The sequence below is a fragment of the Streptomyces sp. NPDC043176 genome, from assembly GCF_056436715.1.
In genome coordinates this window covers 34,092-47,639 of sequence record NZ_JBWKCA010000028.1, presented here as the reverse complement: position 1 = coordinate 47,639, position 13,548 = coordinate 34,092, and the positions used below count along the sequence as shown (strand labels likewise).

Here is a 13,548-nt window from a genome sequence, read left to right as displayed (position 1 = left end):
AGCCGCCCGGCACCCCCGGTCCGTGCCGCGCGGAACACTGTTCACACCCCACCCGGTCGGAGGCACCGGCCTCCCGGAGGCCGCCCCGCCGGAGCAGGCGGCAAGTTGCCTCGCTTCCACGCGTGACCCCGGCCGAGCCTGACCCGTTGAAGTCGTCATGAGGCGCCCGGGAACGGCCCGGCGTCCCCCCGTACCGAGTCCAGGGAGCCCCCCGTGCCGCGCATGCTCGACGTCAGCGAGGACGTACGCGCCGAGATCGGCGACGAAGAAGCGGACCGGCTGCTCGCCGGCGACAACGCCCCGGGCAGCTACGACTGCACCTCCTGCCGCACGCCGGGCGACTCCGACCAGGAGCGCACCAGCACGGTGCTGTTCGTCGGCGACGAGACCGCGGTCCTGGCGTTCGCCCACGCCAGTTGCATTCCGTCGCAGGTCGTCCGGGTCGCCGAGGAGCAGCTCCAGGGCGCCGTCGCCTCCATCACGGCCTCGGACACCGCCGACGCGCTGAGCGCCGCCCACCCCGAGCAGGCCGTGCTCGGCGTCACCAGCGGCCTCGTCCTGATCGACGGCGAGCTGCACCCGGCGCTGGTCGTGGAGCCGACCGCGCCGGTGGCCCGTCCGGGTTCGGACGGCCTCACCGACGAGTTCCTGCCGCTCCTGGCCGACCAGGGCTTCCAGCAGGTCATGGACCTCCACGAGAAGCCCGCCGTGCTGCCGGGCTGGTCGGTGCTGGTCGCCATGGGCCAGCTGCACTCCGTGCTCCAGCCGGGGCCGGGCGGCGCCGGTCAGGCCGCCTGGTGGCAGGCGCACCAGCCGCTCCAGGTCACCGACGGCTGGCGCGCGGCGGCCAACAAGTCGCACACGGTCCTCGTCTTCGCCGCCCCGGTCGGCTCGATCGGCCAGCAGCCGCGCGAGGACCTGCTGCGCGACGCCCTGGAGAAGGCGGCGGCGAACGGCCGCCTGGTGGCCGCCGCCATGCCGCTGGCCGGAACCTGATGGAGGACGGCCGGGCGGCCATAGGGCGGGCACGGGTGCCCGGCCCATCGACGGGTCCGGCGGGCACCGGCCCGACGGGGGCCGGGAGCCCCATCGTGCCGCGCCCCCGGCGGGCGCCTCTTTCGGAGAGCCGCCCGCATCCGACGGGCGGCAGGGTCGTTGGCACGTACGTGCACGCATACGACCCCTTCCTCCAGCCGCATCCGAGTCAGATCCCGGCCATGCGCCCCGCGCAGGACGTCACGGCGGGCGCTTCGCCCACGCCGATCTACGACGCCCTGTACTCGGAGTACCGCAGGTCGTTCCGCACGCTGCCGGGTGACCGCAGCGGCGAGGAGGAGCTGACCTTCCGGGCCTTCGGCGCGGGCGGGTACGGGCACGGGCAGGGCCACCGCCCCGCGTCGGCGCATCCGACGGCCTGGTCGGCGCAGCATCCGCAGCCGTACCCCCAGGGACTCGCACACCCGCAGGCGGCGCTGCCACCAGGCCCGCGCAGGGGCCTGTAGGGGCGGGGCCGGTGGGAACGGCGGAGGGCCGGGGCTTGTCGAAGCCCCGGCCCTCCGCCGTTCCCACCGCGTGGGTGCTACTTCTTGCGGCCGCGCTTCTCGCGCACCCGGACCGAGATGTGGATCGGAGTGCCCTCGAAGCCGAACTCCTCGCGCAGGCGGCGCTCGATGAAGCGGCGGTAGCCGGCCTCCAGGAAGCCCGAGGCGAAGAGCACGAAGCGCGGCGGCTTGGTGCCGGCCTGCGTGCCGAAGAGGATGCGGGGCTGCTTGCCGCCGCGGACCGGGTGCGGGTGGGACGCGACGATCTCACCCAGGAAGGAGTTGAGCCGGCCGGTGGGGACGCGGGTCTCCCAGCCGGCGAGGGCGGTCTCGATGGCCGGGACCAGCTTCTCCATGTGGCGGCCGGTCTTGGCGGAGACGTTCACCCGGGGCGCCCAGGCGACCTGCTGCATCTCGGTCTCGATCTCGCGCTCGAGGTAGTAGCGGCGCTCCTCGTCGAGCTCGTCCCACTTGTTGTAGGCGATGACGATCGCGCGGCCCGACTCCACGGCCGTCGTGATGATGCGCTGGTCCTGGACCGAGATGTTGTCGGTGGTGTCGATGAGGATGACGGCCACCTCCGCCTTCTCGATGGCGGCCGCGGTCCGCAGCGAGGCGTAGTAGTCGGCGCCCGCCTGGAGGTGGACCTTCTTGCGGATGCCGGCGGTGTCGACGAACTTCCACGTCACGCCGCCGAGCTCGATGAGCTCGTCGACCGGGTCACGGGTGGTGCCCGCCAGCTCGTTGACGACGACGCGGTCCTCGCCCGCCACCTTGTTGAGCAGGGAGGACTTGCCGACGTTCGGGCGGCCGATGAGGGCGATGCGGCGGGGGCCGCCCACCGCGGTGCCGAAGCGCTGCTCGGGGGCCTCGGGCAGCTTGCGCAGGACCTCGTCGAGGAGGTCGCCGGTGCCGCGGCCGTGCAGCGAGGAGACGGGGAACGGCTCGCCGAGGCCCAGGGACCACAGCATCGCGGCGTCGGCCTCGCCGGACTGGCCGTCGACCTTGTTCGCGGCCAGGACGACCGGCTTGCCGGCGCGGCGGAGCAGTTTGACGACGGCCTCGTCGGTGTCGGTGGCGCCGACGGTGGCGTCCACGACGAAGAGGCAGGCGTCGGCCGCTTCGATGGCGTACTCGGCCTGGGCCGCGACGGAGGCGTCGATGCCGAGGACGTCCTGCTCCCAGCCGCCGGTGTCGACGACCTTGAAGCGGCGGCCGGCCCACTCGGCCTCGTAGGTCACGCGGTCGCGGGTGACGCCCGGCTTGTCCTCGACGACGGCCTCGCGGCGGCCGATGATGCGGTTCACCAGGGTCGACTTGCCGACGTTCGGGCGGCCGACGACGGCGAGGACGGGAAGCGGGCCGTGGCCGGCCTCCTCGATCGCGCCCTCGACCTCGTCGACGTCGAAGCCCTCTTCCGCGGCGAGCTCCATGAACTCCGCGTACTCGGCGTCGCCAAGTGCCCCGTGGTCGTGCTGGTCGTTCATGAAGTCCGTTCCTTGATCATTCGTGGTCGGTGGGTCCCCGGGCCGCGGGGCCCACTACTGAAAGTCTCGCTCAGCGCCCGGTGAGGCGCCTGGCGTTTTCCAGGTGAGCGGTGAGCCGGTCCTGGATCCGCAGGGTGGCCTCGTCGAGGGCCTTGCGGGTGCGGCGGCCGGAGCCGTCGCCCGCCTCGAACGCGTCGCCGAAGACGACGTCGACGCGGCCGCGCAGCGGAGGCAGTGCCTTGATCAACCGTCCCCGGCGCTCGGTGCTTCCCAGGACGGCGACCGGGACGATCGGCGCGCCGCTGCGGACGGCGAAGTAGGCGAGGCCGGCGCGCAGCGAGGCGAAGTCGCCGTCCCCCCGGGTGCCCTCGGGGAAGATCCCGAGGACGCCGCCCTGCTCCAGCACGCCGAGCGCGTTGCCTATCGCGTTGCGGTCGGTGCCGTCCCGGTCGACCTTGAGCTGCCCGATGCCCTCCAGGAAGCTGCCGAGCGGGCCGACGAACGCCTCCTTCTTGATGAGGAAGTGCACGGGCCGCGGGGCGGTGCCCATGAGCATGGGGCCGTCGATGTTGTGCGCGTGGTTGACGGCGAAGATGACGGGACCGGAGGCCGGCACCCGCCAGGCGCCGAGGACGCGCGGCTTCCAGAAGCCGTACATCAGGCCGATGCCGATGCGACGGCCGACGGCGGCGCCCTTCCCGGAGGGCAAGGTCACTTGGCGGCCGCCCGCTTCTCGTCCACCAGGGTGACGACGCACTCGATGACCTGGTCGAGCGTGAGGTCCGTGGTGTCGACCTCCACGGCGTCCTCCGCCTTGGCCAGCGGGGACGTCTTGCGGCTGGAGTCGGCCGCGTCCCGCTTGATCAGGGCTTCCTTCGTCGCGTGTACGTCGACGCCCTTGAGCTCGCCGGAGCGGCGGGCGGCACGGGCCTCGGGCGAGGCGGTCAGGAAGATCTTCAGGTCGGCGTCGGGCAGGACGGTGGTGCCGATGTCCCGGCCCTCCACGACGATCCCGTGCTCGGCGTCCTTCGCGATCGTCCGCTGCAGCTCGGTGATGAGCCGCCGCACCTCGGGGACCGCGCTCACGGCGCTGACCTTCGAGGTGACCTCCTCGGTACGGATCGGGCCGGCCGCGTCGGCACCGTCGACCGTGATGGTCGGCCGGGCCGGGTCCGTGCCGGAGACGATGACCGGCTTCGCGGCGGCGTTCGCGACGGCGTCGGCGTCGTGCACGTCCACCCCGTTGCTGATCATCCACCACGTGATCGCCCGGTACTGCGCCCCCGTGTCCAGATAGCTCAGCCCCAGCTTGGCGGCGACCGCCTTCGAAGTGCTCGACTTGCCCGTGCCGGAGGGCCCGTCGATGGCGACGATCACGGATTCCACGGTGGGAACACCTTCCTGGGGGTGAGTGGCGGGGCCCTGCGGTGTGCGGGCACCCCCACAAGGTTACCGAGTCCCCGACCCCCTCCCGTCCGACCCCGCCCCCACACCCCGCCACACCCCGCCCTCCGGGCCCGCGCCCACCGCCGTGCGGCCCCGCACCCGCCGTGCGGCCCCGCACCCCGCCGTTCGGGCCCGCGCCCCGTCGTCCGGGCCCGCGCCTGCCGTGGGGGCCCGCGTCCGCTGCCGTGGGGGCCCGCGCCCACCCGGGCTGTCACCCGCCGCACCTCGTGTGCGGACCCGCCCGCTGGGCTGTCGGCCGCCGCGCCTCGTGTGGGGCCCCGGCCCGCTGGGGCTGTCGGCCGCCGCGCTCGCTGCCGTGGGGGCCCGCGCCCGCTGTCGCGTGGGCCTGCGCCCGTCGCCGTGTGCGCCCTCGCCCGCCCGCCGTGTGGGCAATCGTCCCGCTGGGCGGGACGGGTGGGCACACGGGACGGCGCCCTTGGCGGCGCCTCCGGCCCCTGTGCCTGGACCCGCACCCACAGTCCGGTGCGCACCGGGTGCGGGTGCAAGCGCGGAAGCCTGGGCCCGGCACGGGGCGCCGTCCGTTGTGCCCACCCGTTCCGCCCCAGCGGAACGATTGCCCACAACGCGGTGGACGGGGCCCGCCCCGGCGGAACGATCGCCCACAACGCAGGGCGCGGAGGGTGAGCACCGCCCAGCGAAACGAGGGCCCACAACGGGGTGGGCGGAGGCGCGGGGGCGGGCACCGCCCCGGCAGAACGAGGGCCCGCAACGCGCGGGGCGCGGGCGCCCGCCCAGCGGGACGGGGGCCCACAACGCGGGGCGCGGGGGTGGGCGCCGTCCCGGCGGAATGAGGGCGCCAGGACGGGCGGGGCGCAGCCCGCGGCGTGGGGGTGGGCACCGCGCCGGTGGAGCGAGGGCGCGGAGCGCGACGCGGTGGGGTCAGGTGGTGCGGAGGGACCAGCCGTGGTCTTGGAGGGCGGCGGCGAGAACGGCCGCGGCGGCCGGCTCGACCATGAGCTGCACAAGCCCCGCCTGCTGCCCCGTCGCGTGCTCGATGCGGACGTCCTCGATGTTGACCCCCGCCCGCCCCGCGTCGGCGAAGATGCGGGCCAGCTCGCCGGGCCGGTCGCTGATGAGGACGGCGACGGTCTCGTAGACGGTGGGGGCGGCGCCGTGCTTGCCGGGGACGCGGGCCCGCCCGGCGTTCCCGCGGCGCAGGACGTCGGCGACGCCCGCGGCCCCGTCCCGGCGCTTCTCCTCGTCGGCGGACTGGAGGGACCGCAGGGCGCGGACCGTCTCGTCGAGGTCGGCGGCGACGCCGGAGAGGACGTCGGCGACGGGGCCGGGGTTGGCGGAGAGGATGTCGATCCACATGCGCGGGTCGGAGGCGGCGATGCGGGTGACGTCCCGGATGCCCTGTCCGCAGAGGCGTACGGCCGACTCGTCGGCTTCCTCGAGGCGCGCGGCGACCATGGACGACACCAGCTGGGGGGTGTGGGAGACCAGGGCGACGGCGCGGTCGTGGGCGTCGGCGTCCATGACGACGGGGACGGCCCGGCAGAGGGCGACGAGCTCGAGGGCGAGGTTGAGGACCTCGGTGTCGGTGTCCCGGGTGGGGGTGAGGACCCACGGCCGCCCCTCGAAGAGGTCCGGGGTGGCGGCGAGGGGGCCGGAGCGCTCCTTGCCGGACATCGGGTGCGACCCGATGTACGGGGTGAGGTCGAGACCCAGCGCCTCCAGTTCCCGCCTCGGCCCGCCCTTGACGCTCGCGACGTCGAGGTAGCCGCGGGCGAGCCCGGCGGTCATGGCCTCGGCGAGGGTGGCGGCGACGTGCGCCGGGGGGACGGCGACGATGGCGAGGTCGACGGGGCCCTCGGGCTCCTCGTCGGTGCCCGCGCCGAGCGCGGCGGCGGTGCTGGCGCGCGCGGGGTCGTGGTCGCGGAGGTGGACCGTGACACCCCGACCCGCGAGGGCGATGGCGGCGGAGGTGCCGATCAGTCCGGTGCCGATGACGAGCGCTGTTCTCACTGGGCGATGTCCTTGCGCAGGGCGGCCGCGGCGCCGAGGTAGACGTGCGCGATCGCGGACTTGGGCAGTTCGGTCTCGACGTGGGCGAGGAGCCGTACGACCCTCGGCATCGCCCCCTCGATGTCGAGCTCCTGTGCGCAGATCAGGGGGACGTCGACGATCCCGACGTGGCGGGCCGCGGCGGCGGGGAAGTCGCTGTGGAGATCGGGCGTGGCCGTGAACCAGATGCTGATGAGGTCGTCCTGGGTGAGCCCGTTGCGCGAGAGGACGGCGGTGAGCAGCTCCTCGACCTGCTCGCGCATGTGGCCGGCCTCGTCCCGTTCCAGCTGGACGGCTCCTCGGACCGCTCGTACCGCCACGTCGTGCTCCTTCGCCTGCGTCAAGTGCTCCGTTCAGCCTAGTCAGCGGTGGGGTCGGCGCGTCGCGGCGCCCGCCTTCCGAGACGGACCGGGACGGATCCCGGGCGGACCTGGGCGGACCTGGGCGGGGCCGGACAGCTCCGGAACGGCCCGGCGCGCTCCGGAGCTGTCCAGCGCGCTCCAGCGCGCTCCAGCGCGCTCCAGCGCGCTCCAGCGCGGAAAACGGATGCCGGCGGCGGTCAGAACTGCTGTCGGCGGATGATGTCCTCCAGGGAGCCGCCCTGGGGCAGTGAGCCGTCCGGGGTGAGCTTGTCCACGGCCTGCGGGAGCGAGCGGGCGATCTCGTCGGCGGCCTCCTGCGGGCTGACGCGGGCCTCCGCCGCGGGCTTCCGGAGGGCGCCGTCGGGGAGGCCTCGGCGATCTGGCGCCGCTCACGGACTGGTTCTCACCGGTGCCGCCCCAGGACTGGGCCTGGGTCGGCGAGGCCGGACTCGGTCAGCATGTCGAGGAGGCCGCCGAGCGGGTTCGAGCCGTTCGCGCCTCCGCCGCTCCCGCCGCCCGCGAGGGAGCCGAGGAGGCCGCCCGCTCCTCCGGCGCCGCTCGGCCCGCCGCCTCCGAGGAGGCCGCCGAGGAGACTGCCGAGGTCGTTTCCCGCCATGGTCGCTCTGCCTTTCGTCCGGTGCGGAACACGCCCGATGTCACCTGAACCGGGGTGTTCCGCGACTCGGTGTGCACGCGGGCGTCCGGCACCCGCACACGTCCGGGCGGTAGAGCGGTAGAAAGACCGGATGCTGCTGCACGTCGTACCGCTGGCCGACTGGTCCGCCGCCCCCGAGGCGCCCGATGCCCCCTACGCCCCGCCGTCGCTCGCCGCCGAGGGCTTCGTCCACTGCTCCGCGGACGAGGCCGCGGCCCTGGCGGTCGCCGACGCGCGCTACCGGGACGTGCCCGGGCCGCTCCTGGTGCTCGTGATCGACGAGGCCGGTCTCGGGGGCGAGGTCCGCTGGGAGGGCTCGGGGGACGTGCTCTTCCCGCACGTGTACGGGCCGGTCGAGCGGGCCGCGGTGACGTCGGTCCTCGAGGTGCGGCGGGACGCGGACGGCCGTGCGAGGGAGCTCGTGCCCCGGGCGTAGGCGTGTTGCGGGCCCCGGGACCGCCCCGGCACCAAGCTGGCCGGTATGACTTCACGCGCCACGAACCGCCGTACCGTCCTGTTCGCCGCCGCGGCCCTGACGACGGGCTGCGGCTCGGACGGCGGGGGTGGGGGCGACGGCGGTACGGACACGAGTACCGGCGCCCCGGTCACGCCGTCCCAGCCGGCCGCCACCGGCGCCACGCGCTCCACTCCGGCCGGCACGGCCTCTCCGAGCGGGGGAGGGACGCCACTTGCCACGACGTCGGAGATCCCGGTGGGCGGGGGGAAGGTCTTCGCCGCGAAGAAGGTGGTCGTCACCCAGCCCGTGGCCGGTGAGTTCAAGGCGTTCTCCGCGGTCTGCACCCACCAGGGCTGTCTCGTGAACAAGGTCGCGGCCGGCACCATCGACTGTCCCTGCCACGGCTCCAAGTACCGGATCGCCGACGGCTCGGTGGCGGCGGGACCGGCCCCCCGCCCGTTGCCGGCCGAGCAGATCACCGTCTCGGGGGAAACGATCACCCTCGCGTAATCTGCCGGGCATGACTCCGGACGAGCTGGTGCGCGAGCACACGATCTACTCCTGCGTGATGGGCTCGCGCGCCTTCGGTCTCGCGACCGAGGGCAGCGACACGGACGTCCGGGGCGTCTATCTCGCCCCGACGCCGCTCTTCTGGCACTTCGACAAGCCCCCCGCCCATGTGGAGGGGCCCGCCGAGGAGCAGTTCAGCTGGGAGCTGGAGCGCTTCTGCGAACTCGCCCTGCGCAACAACCCGAACGTCCTGGAGTGCCTGCACTCCCCCGTGGTCGAGCACGTCGACGACCTCGGCCGCGAGCTCCTCTCGCTGCGGGCCGCCTTCCTCTCCCGCCGGGCCCACCGGACGTTCGTCCGGTACGCGGGCGGTCAGCGCCGCAAGCTCGACGCGGACGTCCGCCAGTACGGCCACCCGCGCTGGAAGCACGCCATGCACCTGCTCCGGCTCCTGACCAGCTGCCGCGACCTCCTGCGCACCGGCGAACTCCGCATCGACGTCGGCGAGGAACGCGACCGGCTCCTCGCGGTCAAGCGCGGCGAGCTCTCGTGGGCCGAGGTCGAGTCCTGGATGAACCGTCTCCAGGACGAGGCCGACCGCGCCCACGACACGACGCCCCTCCCCGACGCCCCCGACCACGCGCGCGTGCAGGACTTCCTGATCCGCGCGCGCCGGTCCTCGGCCCTCACCGAGCTCCAGGGGTGTCCTGCCGATCAGGCCGGGCTCGCGGCGCCCGGCACGCGCGCTGATCCGGCCTGATCGGCAGGACCGCTAGAAGCCCTGCAGCCGTGCCCGTACGACCAGGTCGTGCAGCGCGTCGTGGACGCGCGCCGACTCCGGGAGCGCCGAGGAGGCCTGGGCCTCGTCCAGGACCGCGTGCAGGGCCTCCGTCTCGGCCCGCACGTCCGCGACGGCCACCTCCGCGCGCCCGTGCTCGGCCTCGGTCTTCGCCGCGACGAGGCCGGGCAGCCGGGCGGGCGCCTCGGGCACCTCGCCCGCCAGGGTGGGCAGATGGGCCTGCACCTGGCCCGAACGCATCAGGTGGATGCCGGTGAGCAGCGCCCGGTAGGTGTAGAGCAACGGCTTGAGTTCCCCGCTGCTCTCGAAGAGCCGCCACTGCGTCCCCGCGAAGCCCCGGTAGTGGTGCGCGTGGTGGCGGGTGAGCAGTCCGGGTACGAGGGAGACCAGCTCGGCGTGGGTGTCCGTGGTGTGGGCCACGAGCGGGGAGGTGAGCTGCTCCAGGACGTAGCCGTTGCGGCGCAGCATCAGCCGGGCGAACTTCCGCAGGTCGTGGGTGACGAGGTCCATCTCGACGCCGTCCCGGTCCCACATTCGGCTGCGGGTCTCCTCCGGCTCGCGCAGGCCTATGAGGGCGTCCACGGGGAGCAGGTGCGCGCCGCGCAGGTCCACGTCCGAGTCGCGGGACGGGAATCCGTACAGGTGCGCGCCGGAGACCGTGGCGAAGAGCAGCGGGTCGGGTTGTTCCGCGACGACGGCGGAGAGGTCCAGGTCCAGGGTGAGCGTCATGGGTCAAGCGTCCCAGAGCGCGCCGAAGGTCAGCAGGTCACTGCGGTACTCGACGCTCTCCGCCCACTCCTTGGGCCACGCGTCGGCACCGAGGTGGGCGCCGGCGAAGGCGCCCGCGAGGGCGGCGATCGAGTCGGAGTCGCCGCGGGTGCAGGCGGCCCGGCGCAGGGCGGTGAGGGGCTCGTCGGGGAAGAGCAGGAAGCAGAGCAGCCCGGTCGCGAGGGCCTCCTCGGCGATCCAGCCGTCGCCGGTGTACTCGCACGGGTCGAGCTCCGGGTCGGCCGTCCGCTGGACGACGTCGAGCCGCTCCAGGACGGCCAGGCACTCGTCCCAGCCGCGCTGGACGAAGTGGAGGGCGGACGGGTCCTGGGAGCGGGTCCAGAGGTCCCCGAGCCAGTGCTCGTGGTGGCGGGAGCGGTTCTCGTACGCGTACGAGCGGAGCTGTCCGACGAGCCCCGCCGGGTCGACGCCCTGCGCGAGCAGGTACACGGCACGGGCGGTGAGGTCGGAGGCGGCGAGCGCCGTGGGGTGGCCGTGGGTCAGGGCCGCCTGGAGCTGCGCGGCGCCCGCCCGCTGCTCCTCGCTCAGCCCGGGGACGAGCCCGATGGGCGCGACCCGCATGTTGGCTCCACAGCCCTTGGAGTGGATCTGGCTGGCGTCCTGCCAGGGCCGGTCGCCGTCGAGGAGTGCGCAGGCGGTCAGGCAGGTGTCGCCGGGGGCCCTGTTGTTCTCCGGGGAGTGGTACCAGTCGACGAACTCGTCGCGGACGGGCCCCGCGAGCGCGTGCGGGGAGAGCACCTCCCGGTCCATGGCCGTGCGGATGCCGCGGGCGAAGGCGAGGGTCATCTGGGTGTCGTCGGTGACGCGGCCGCCGTCGGGAAGGGTCATCTGCCGCCATGGCCCGTACCAGCTGATGATCAGCGGCACGTCGCTGAACTCCGTGTGGCGGCCCAGCGCGTCGCCGAGGGCCAGTCCGATCAGGGAGCCGGTCGCGGCCTGCTTGGTGGCGTGTCGTGCGTGGTTCATGCGGGGCGTCCTTCCGGTCGCAGGAGGGGCGGGTGGAGGGTGGTGGCGTCGCCCGCCCGGTAGAGGGCGGCCGGTTTCCCCCGTCCGCCGGTGAGGCGCGGCGGCCCTGCCACGGCCTGGACGAAGCCGGGCGTGGCGAGGACCTTGCGCCGGAAGTTGGGGCGGTCGAGTTCGACGCCCCAGACCGTCTCGTAGACGTGCCGCAGCTCGCCGAGGGTGAACTCCGGCGGGCAGAAGGCGGTGGCGAGGCAGGTGTACTCCAGCTTGGCGCCGACCCGGTCGTGGGCGTCGGCGAGGATCCGGTCGTGGTCGAAGGCGAGCGGGCCGTGGGTCCCGTAGGGCACCCACCGCGCCTGTGCCGCGTCGCCGCCGCCGCGCGGTTCCGGCGGGTCGGGCACGAGGGCGGTGAAGGCCACGGAGACGATCCGCATCCTCGGGTCGCGGTCCGGTTCGCTGTAGGTGCGGAGCTGTTCGAGGTGGAGGCCGGCGACGGTGTCGCCGGAGAGTCCGGTCTCCTCGGCCAGTTCGCGGCGGGCGGCCTGTTCGGCGGACTCGCGGGGCAGTACGAAGCCGCCCGGCAGGGCCCAGGATCCGGCGTACGGCGACTCGCCGCGCTCGACGAGGAGGACGTGGAGGCGCTCCTCGCGGACGGTGAGGACGGCGAGGTCGACGGTGACGGCGAACGGCTCGAAGGCGCGGGGGTCGTAGCCCTCGGGAGCCCGGTGGGCGGTCATCGGCGCTCCGGTAGCGGGTCGGCGAGCCGGCAGCCCTCGGCGAGGAGGGCGTCGACGGCGGCGACGGCGGCGGCGAGCCGCTCCTCGTGGGGTCCGGTGAGGACCGCCGTGCGCCGGCCCGTGTGGGCGAGCTGGGTGAGGAACCGGGCGGTCATCCAGGGCCGCAGGTGCTCCCCGTCGCGCAGTCCGTCGTCCTCGAAGTCGACGCCCCGGTGGTCGGTGAGCAGCCAGAGGTGCTGGCGGCCGCGGGCGGCGATCTCTCCGGTGTCGGGGCTGGTGGTGCCCATGTACCGCTCGTGCCAGATGGTGGTGGCGAAGGCGTCGGTGTCGCAGAAGAGGACGGGCGAGCCGTCCCTGGCGGCCTCCTCCTCCAGCTCGGCCTGGCGCTGGGCGATGACGGGGAAGTCGGAGGAGCGGAAGGTCACCTCGGACCAGTCGGCGCCGGGGCGTTCGGCGCGGAGTTCGGCGAGCTTGAGCTCGCTGTACTCGCGCCCGTACTCCGGTACGTACCGGGTGCGGGCCCAGACGCCGCCGCGCCGCCGGTAGTGGTCGGCCAGCGCGAGGGCCATGGTGGTGGTGCCGGTGGACTCGGCGCCCAGGACGACGATCCGGCGGGTGAGGGCGGCCCGTACGGGCGGCTCCAGGAAGTCCCAGCAGCCGGCGGGGTCGGCGCGGACGGCGGTGCCGGAGACGGGGAAGCGGGTGCGTTCCCGGTCGACGAGGACGGACTCGGCGCCGAAGCGGCGGCCGAGCTCCTCCCCGTACGGCTCGGAGGTGAAGACGGCGTCGACGCGTTCGGGCACGGCGGCCCGGAAGACGGCCATGTGGGCGGCCCACACGTCGGGGTCGTGGAGGTCCACGGGGGTGTCGTCGACGGCTCCGACGACGAGGACGTCGGGGTGGATCTCGCGCATCCAGGCGACCCGGTCCTCCAGCGGGATGCTCTCGACGGAGGAGGCGCAGACGAGCACGGTGAGGCGCTCGCAGCGGTCGCGTGCGGTGCGGACGAGGTGGTGGTGGCCGGCGTGCGGCGGGTAGAACTTGCCGAGGACGAGGCCGTGGCCGTAGCGCTTCACGCCGCCTCCGCCACGGTTCGGCCGGTGCCGGCGACGTCCCTGGTCCAGCCGCGCAGGCCGATGACGCAGAGCGTCATGAAGCCGACGTACAGCAGGGAGGTCAGATACAGCTCCTTGTACGCGTACAGGGGTACGTAGACGACGTCGGCGGCGATCCAGAGCCACCAGGACTCCAGGCGCTTGCGGCACTGGCCGTAGGTCGCCATGAGGGAGAGCGCGGTCGTGAGCGCGTCCCAGAAGGGGACGGTGGAGTCGGTGACGCGGTCGAGCAGCACGGTGAGCGCGAGGGTCCCCACCACCCCCGCCGCGAGCAGCCACGTCCACTCGGTGCGTGTGGTGCGGCGCACCGGGAGGTCGTCGGAGCCTGGTCCACCCCCGTGGGTCCAGGTCCACCAGCCGTAGACGGCGAGGGTGATGAAGACGATCTGGAGGCCGGCGTCGGCGTAGAGGCCGGCCTGTGCGAAGAGCAGGACGAAGAAGAGGTTGTTGGCGATGCCGACGGGCCAGTTGGCCACGTGCTGTCGGGCGACGAGCCAGACGCACAGCGCACCGCTGCCGAATCCGAGTACCTCGGTCCAGCTGACCGGGGTGTCCAGGACGGTGAGGAGCGGTTGCTGCAGGGGTTCGAGGATGTCCGCGAGGCTCACGCCCGCCTCCTTAAGAGTCATGTTGACTATAAAGGTCGGCGGACCCCGACC

16 protein-coding genes and 1 pseudogene are annotated in these 13,548 nt (G+C 74.0%); 5 read left to right on the top strand and 12 right to left on the bottom strand.

What is annotated here, in order from left to right:
• The first annotated feature begins 213 nt into the window (after positions 1-213).
• Positions 214-996, top strand: a complete 783-nt coding sequence (locus tag AC067A_RS32685) for a hypothetical protein (RefSeq protein ID WP_479246570.1) — start codon at positions 214-216, stop codon at positions 994-996.
• Positions 997-1,217: 221 nt separating this feature from the next.
• Positions 1,218-1,502: a hypothetical protein gene (locus tag AC067A_RS32680; protein ID WP_479246569.1), complete on the top strand. Its 285-nt coding sequence runs from the start codon at positions 1,218-1,220 to the stop codon at positions 1,500-1,502.
• Between the two features lie 77 nt (positions 1,503-1,579).
• Here AC067A_RS32680 and der read toward each other — a convergent pair whose 3' ends face one another.
• From der to AC067A_RS32645, 7 genes and pseudogenes are all read right to left on the bottom strand, one after another.
• Complete coding sequence (der, locus tag AC067A_RS32675; RefSeq protein WP_479246568.1) at positions 1,580-3,028, bottom strand: ribosome biogenesis GTPase Der; 1,449 nt, start codon at positions 3,026-3,028, stop codon at positions 1,580-1,582.
• A gap of 70 nt (positions 3,029-3,098) precedes the next feature.
• The gene (locus AC067A_RS32670; protein WP_479246567.1) at positions 3,099-3,743 is read right to left on the bottom strand and encodes a lysophospholipid acyltransferase family protein; all 645 of its coding nucleotides are present in this window, start codon (positions 3,741-3,743) and stop codon (positions 3,099-3,101) included.
• A complete protein-coding gene (gene cmk, locus AC067A_RS32665) occupies positions 3,740-4,414 on the bottom strand; it encodes a (d)CMP kinase (protein WP_479246566.1) in 675 nt (224 codons plus the stop codon). Before cmk ends, AC067A_RS32670 begins: the two co-directional genes overlap by 4 nt.
• Before the next feature lie 960 nt (positions 4,415-5,374).
• Complete coding sequence (locus tag AC067A_RS32660) at positions 5,375-6,463, bottom strand: prephenate dehydrogenase (protein ID WP_479246564.1); 1,089 nt, start codon at positions 6,461-6,463, stop codon at positions 5,375-5,377.
• A complete protein-coding gene (aroH, locus tag AC067A_RS32655) occupies positions 6,460-6,822 on the bottom strand; it encodes a chorismate mutase (protein ID WP_479246562.1) in 363 nt (120 codons plus the stop codon). The genes AC067A_RS32660 and aroH overlap by 4 nt, the downstream gene beginning before the upstream one ends.
• A 239-nt stretch (positions 6,823-7,061) precedes the next feature.
• Positions 7,062-7,166 (bottom strand): annotated as a pseudogene (locus tag AC067A_RS32650) (YidB family protein); the annotation flags it as partial.
• Between the two features lie 101 nt (positions 7,167-7,267).
• Positions 7,268-7,480 (bottom strand): hypothetical protein, encoded by a 213-nt coding sequence (locus tag AC067A_RS32645; RefSeq protein WP_479246561.1) that lies wholly within the window; start codon positions 7,478-7,480, stop codon positions 7,268-7,270.
• Positions 7,481-7,610: 130 nt separating this feature from the next.
• On the opposite strand from AC067A_RS32645, the gene AC067A_RS32640 reads away from it, so the two are divergent.
• The 3 genes from AC067A_RS32640 to AC067A_RS32630 are packed head-to-tail and all read left to right on the top strand — an operon-like array spanning position 7,611 to position 9,246.
• Complete coding sequence (locus AC067A_RS32640; protein ID WP_479246559.1) at positions 7,611-7,955, top strand: DUF952 domain-containing protein; 345 nt, start codon at positions 7,611-7,613, stop codon at positions 7,953-7,955.
• Positions 7,956-8,000: 45 nt separating this feature from the next.
• Positions 8,001-8,486, top strand: coding sequence for a Rieske (2Fe-2S) protein (locus AC067A_RS32635; protein WP_479246558.1), 486 nt, complete (start codon positions 8,001-8,003; stop codon positions 8,484-8,486).
• A gap of 10 nt (positions 8,487-8,496) precedes the next feature.
• Positions 8,497-9,246: a nucleotidyltransferase domain-containing protein gene (locus tag AC067A_RS32630; RefSeq protein WP_479246556.1), complete on the top strand. Its 750-nt coding sequence runs from the start codon at positions 8,497-8,499 to the stop codon at positions 9,244-9,246.
• Positions 9,247-9,258: 12 nt separating this feature from the next.
• Here AC067A_RS32630 and AC067A_RS32625 read toward each other — a convergent pair whose 3' ends face one another.
• The 5 genes from AC067A_RS32625 to pnuC are packed head-to-tail and all read right to left on the bottom strand — an operon-like array spanning position 9,259 to position 13,497.
• Positions 9,259-10,014 (bottom strand): nucleotidyltransferase domain-containing protein, encoded by a 756-nt coding sequence (locus AC067A_RS32625; RefSeq protein WP_479246554.1) that lies wholly within the window; start codon positions 10,012-10,014, stop codon positions 9,259-9,261.
• Positions 10,015-10,017: 3 nt separating this feature from the next.
• The gene (locus tag AC067A_RS32620) at positions 10,018-11,040 is read right to left on the bottom strand and encodes an ADP-ribosylglycohydrolase family protein (RefSeq protein ID WP_479246553.1); all 1,023 of its coding nucleotides are present in this window, start codon (positions 11,038-11,040) and stop codon (positions 10,018-10,020) included.
• Positions 11,037-11,774 (bottom strand): NUDIX hydrolase, encoded by a 738-nt coding sequence (locus tag AC067A_RS32615; RefSeq protein WP_479246551.1) that lies wholly within the window; start codon positions 11,772-11,774, stop codon positions 11,037-11,039. Before AC067A_RS32615 ends, AC067A_RS32620 begins: the two co-directional genes overlap by 4 nt.
• Entirely contained in the window at positions 11,771-12,850 is a 1,080-nt protein-coding gene (locus AC067A_RS32610) for an AAA family ATPase (RefSeq protein ID WP_479246549.1), read from the bottom strand. Before AC067A_RS32610 ends, AC067A_RS32615 begins: the two co-directional genes overlap by 4 nt.
• On the bottom strand, positions 12,847-13,497 hold the full coding sequence (gene pnuC / locus AC067A_RS32605; protein ID WP_479246548.1) for a nicotinamide riboside transporter PnuC: 651 nt from the start codon (positions 13,495-13,497) through the stop codon (positions 12,847-12,849). Before pnuC ends, AC067A_RS32610 begins: the two co-directional genes overlap by 4 nt.
• Positions 13,498-13,548: the final 51 nt, after the last annotated feature.

What these genes read in the sequence shown, in the direction of transcription:
- der (WP_479246568.1), bottom strand. Translation starts at nt 3,028, where the DNA reads ATGAACGACCAGCACGACCACGGGGCACTTGGCGACGCCGAGTACGCG.
- AC067A_RS32615 (WP_479246551.1), bottom strand. Translation starts at nt 11,774, where the DNA reads ATGACCGCCCACCGGGCTCCCGAGGGCTACGACCCCCGCGCCTTCGAG.
- AC067A_RS32680 (WP_479246569.1), top strand. Translation starts at nt 1,218, where the DNA reads ATGCGCCCCGCGCAGGACGTCACGGCGGGCGCTTCGCCCACGCCGATC.
- AC067A_RS32635 (WP_479246558.1), top strand. Translation starts at nt 8,001, where the DNA reads ATGACTTCACGCGCCACGAACCGCCGTACCGTCCTGTTCGCCGCCGCG.
- AC067A_RS32630 (WP_479246556.1), top strand. Translation starts at nt 8,497, where the DNA reads ATGACTCCGGACGAGCTGGTGCGCGAGCACACGATCTACTCCTGCGTG.
- AC067A_RS32625 (WP_479246554.1), bottom strand. Translation starts at nt 10,014, where the DNA reads ATGACGCTCACCCTGGACCTGGACCTCTCCGCCGTCGTCGCGGAACAA.
- AC067A_RS32620 (WP_479246553.1), bottom strand. Translation starts at nt 11,040, where the DNA reads ATGAACCACGCACGACACGCCACCAAGCAGGCCGCGACCGGCTCCCTG.
- AC067A_RS32640 (WP_479246559.1), top strand. Translation starts at nt 7,611, where the DNA reads ATGCTGCTGCACGTCGTACCGCTGGCCGACTGGTCCGCCGCCCCCGAG.
- AC067A_RS32645 (WP_479246561.1), bottom strand. Translation starts at nt 7,480, where the DNA reads ATGGCGGGAAACGACCTCGGCAGTCTCCTCGGCGGCCTCCTCGGAGGC.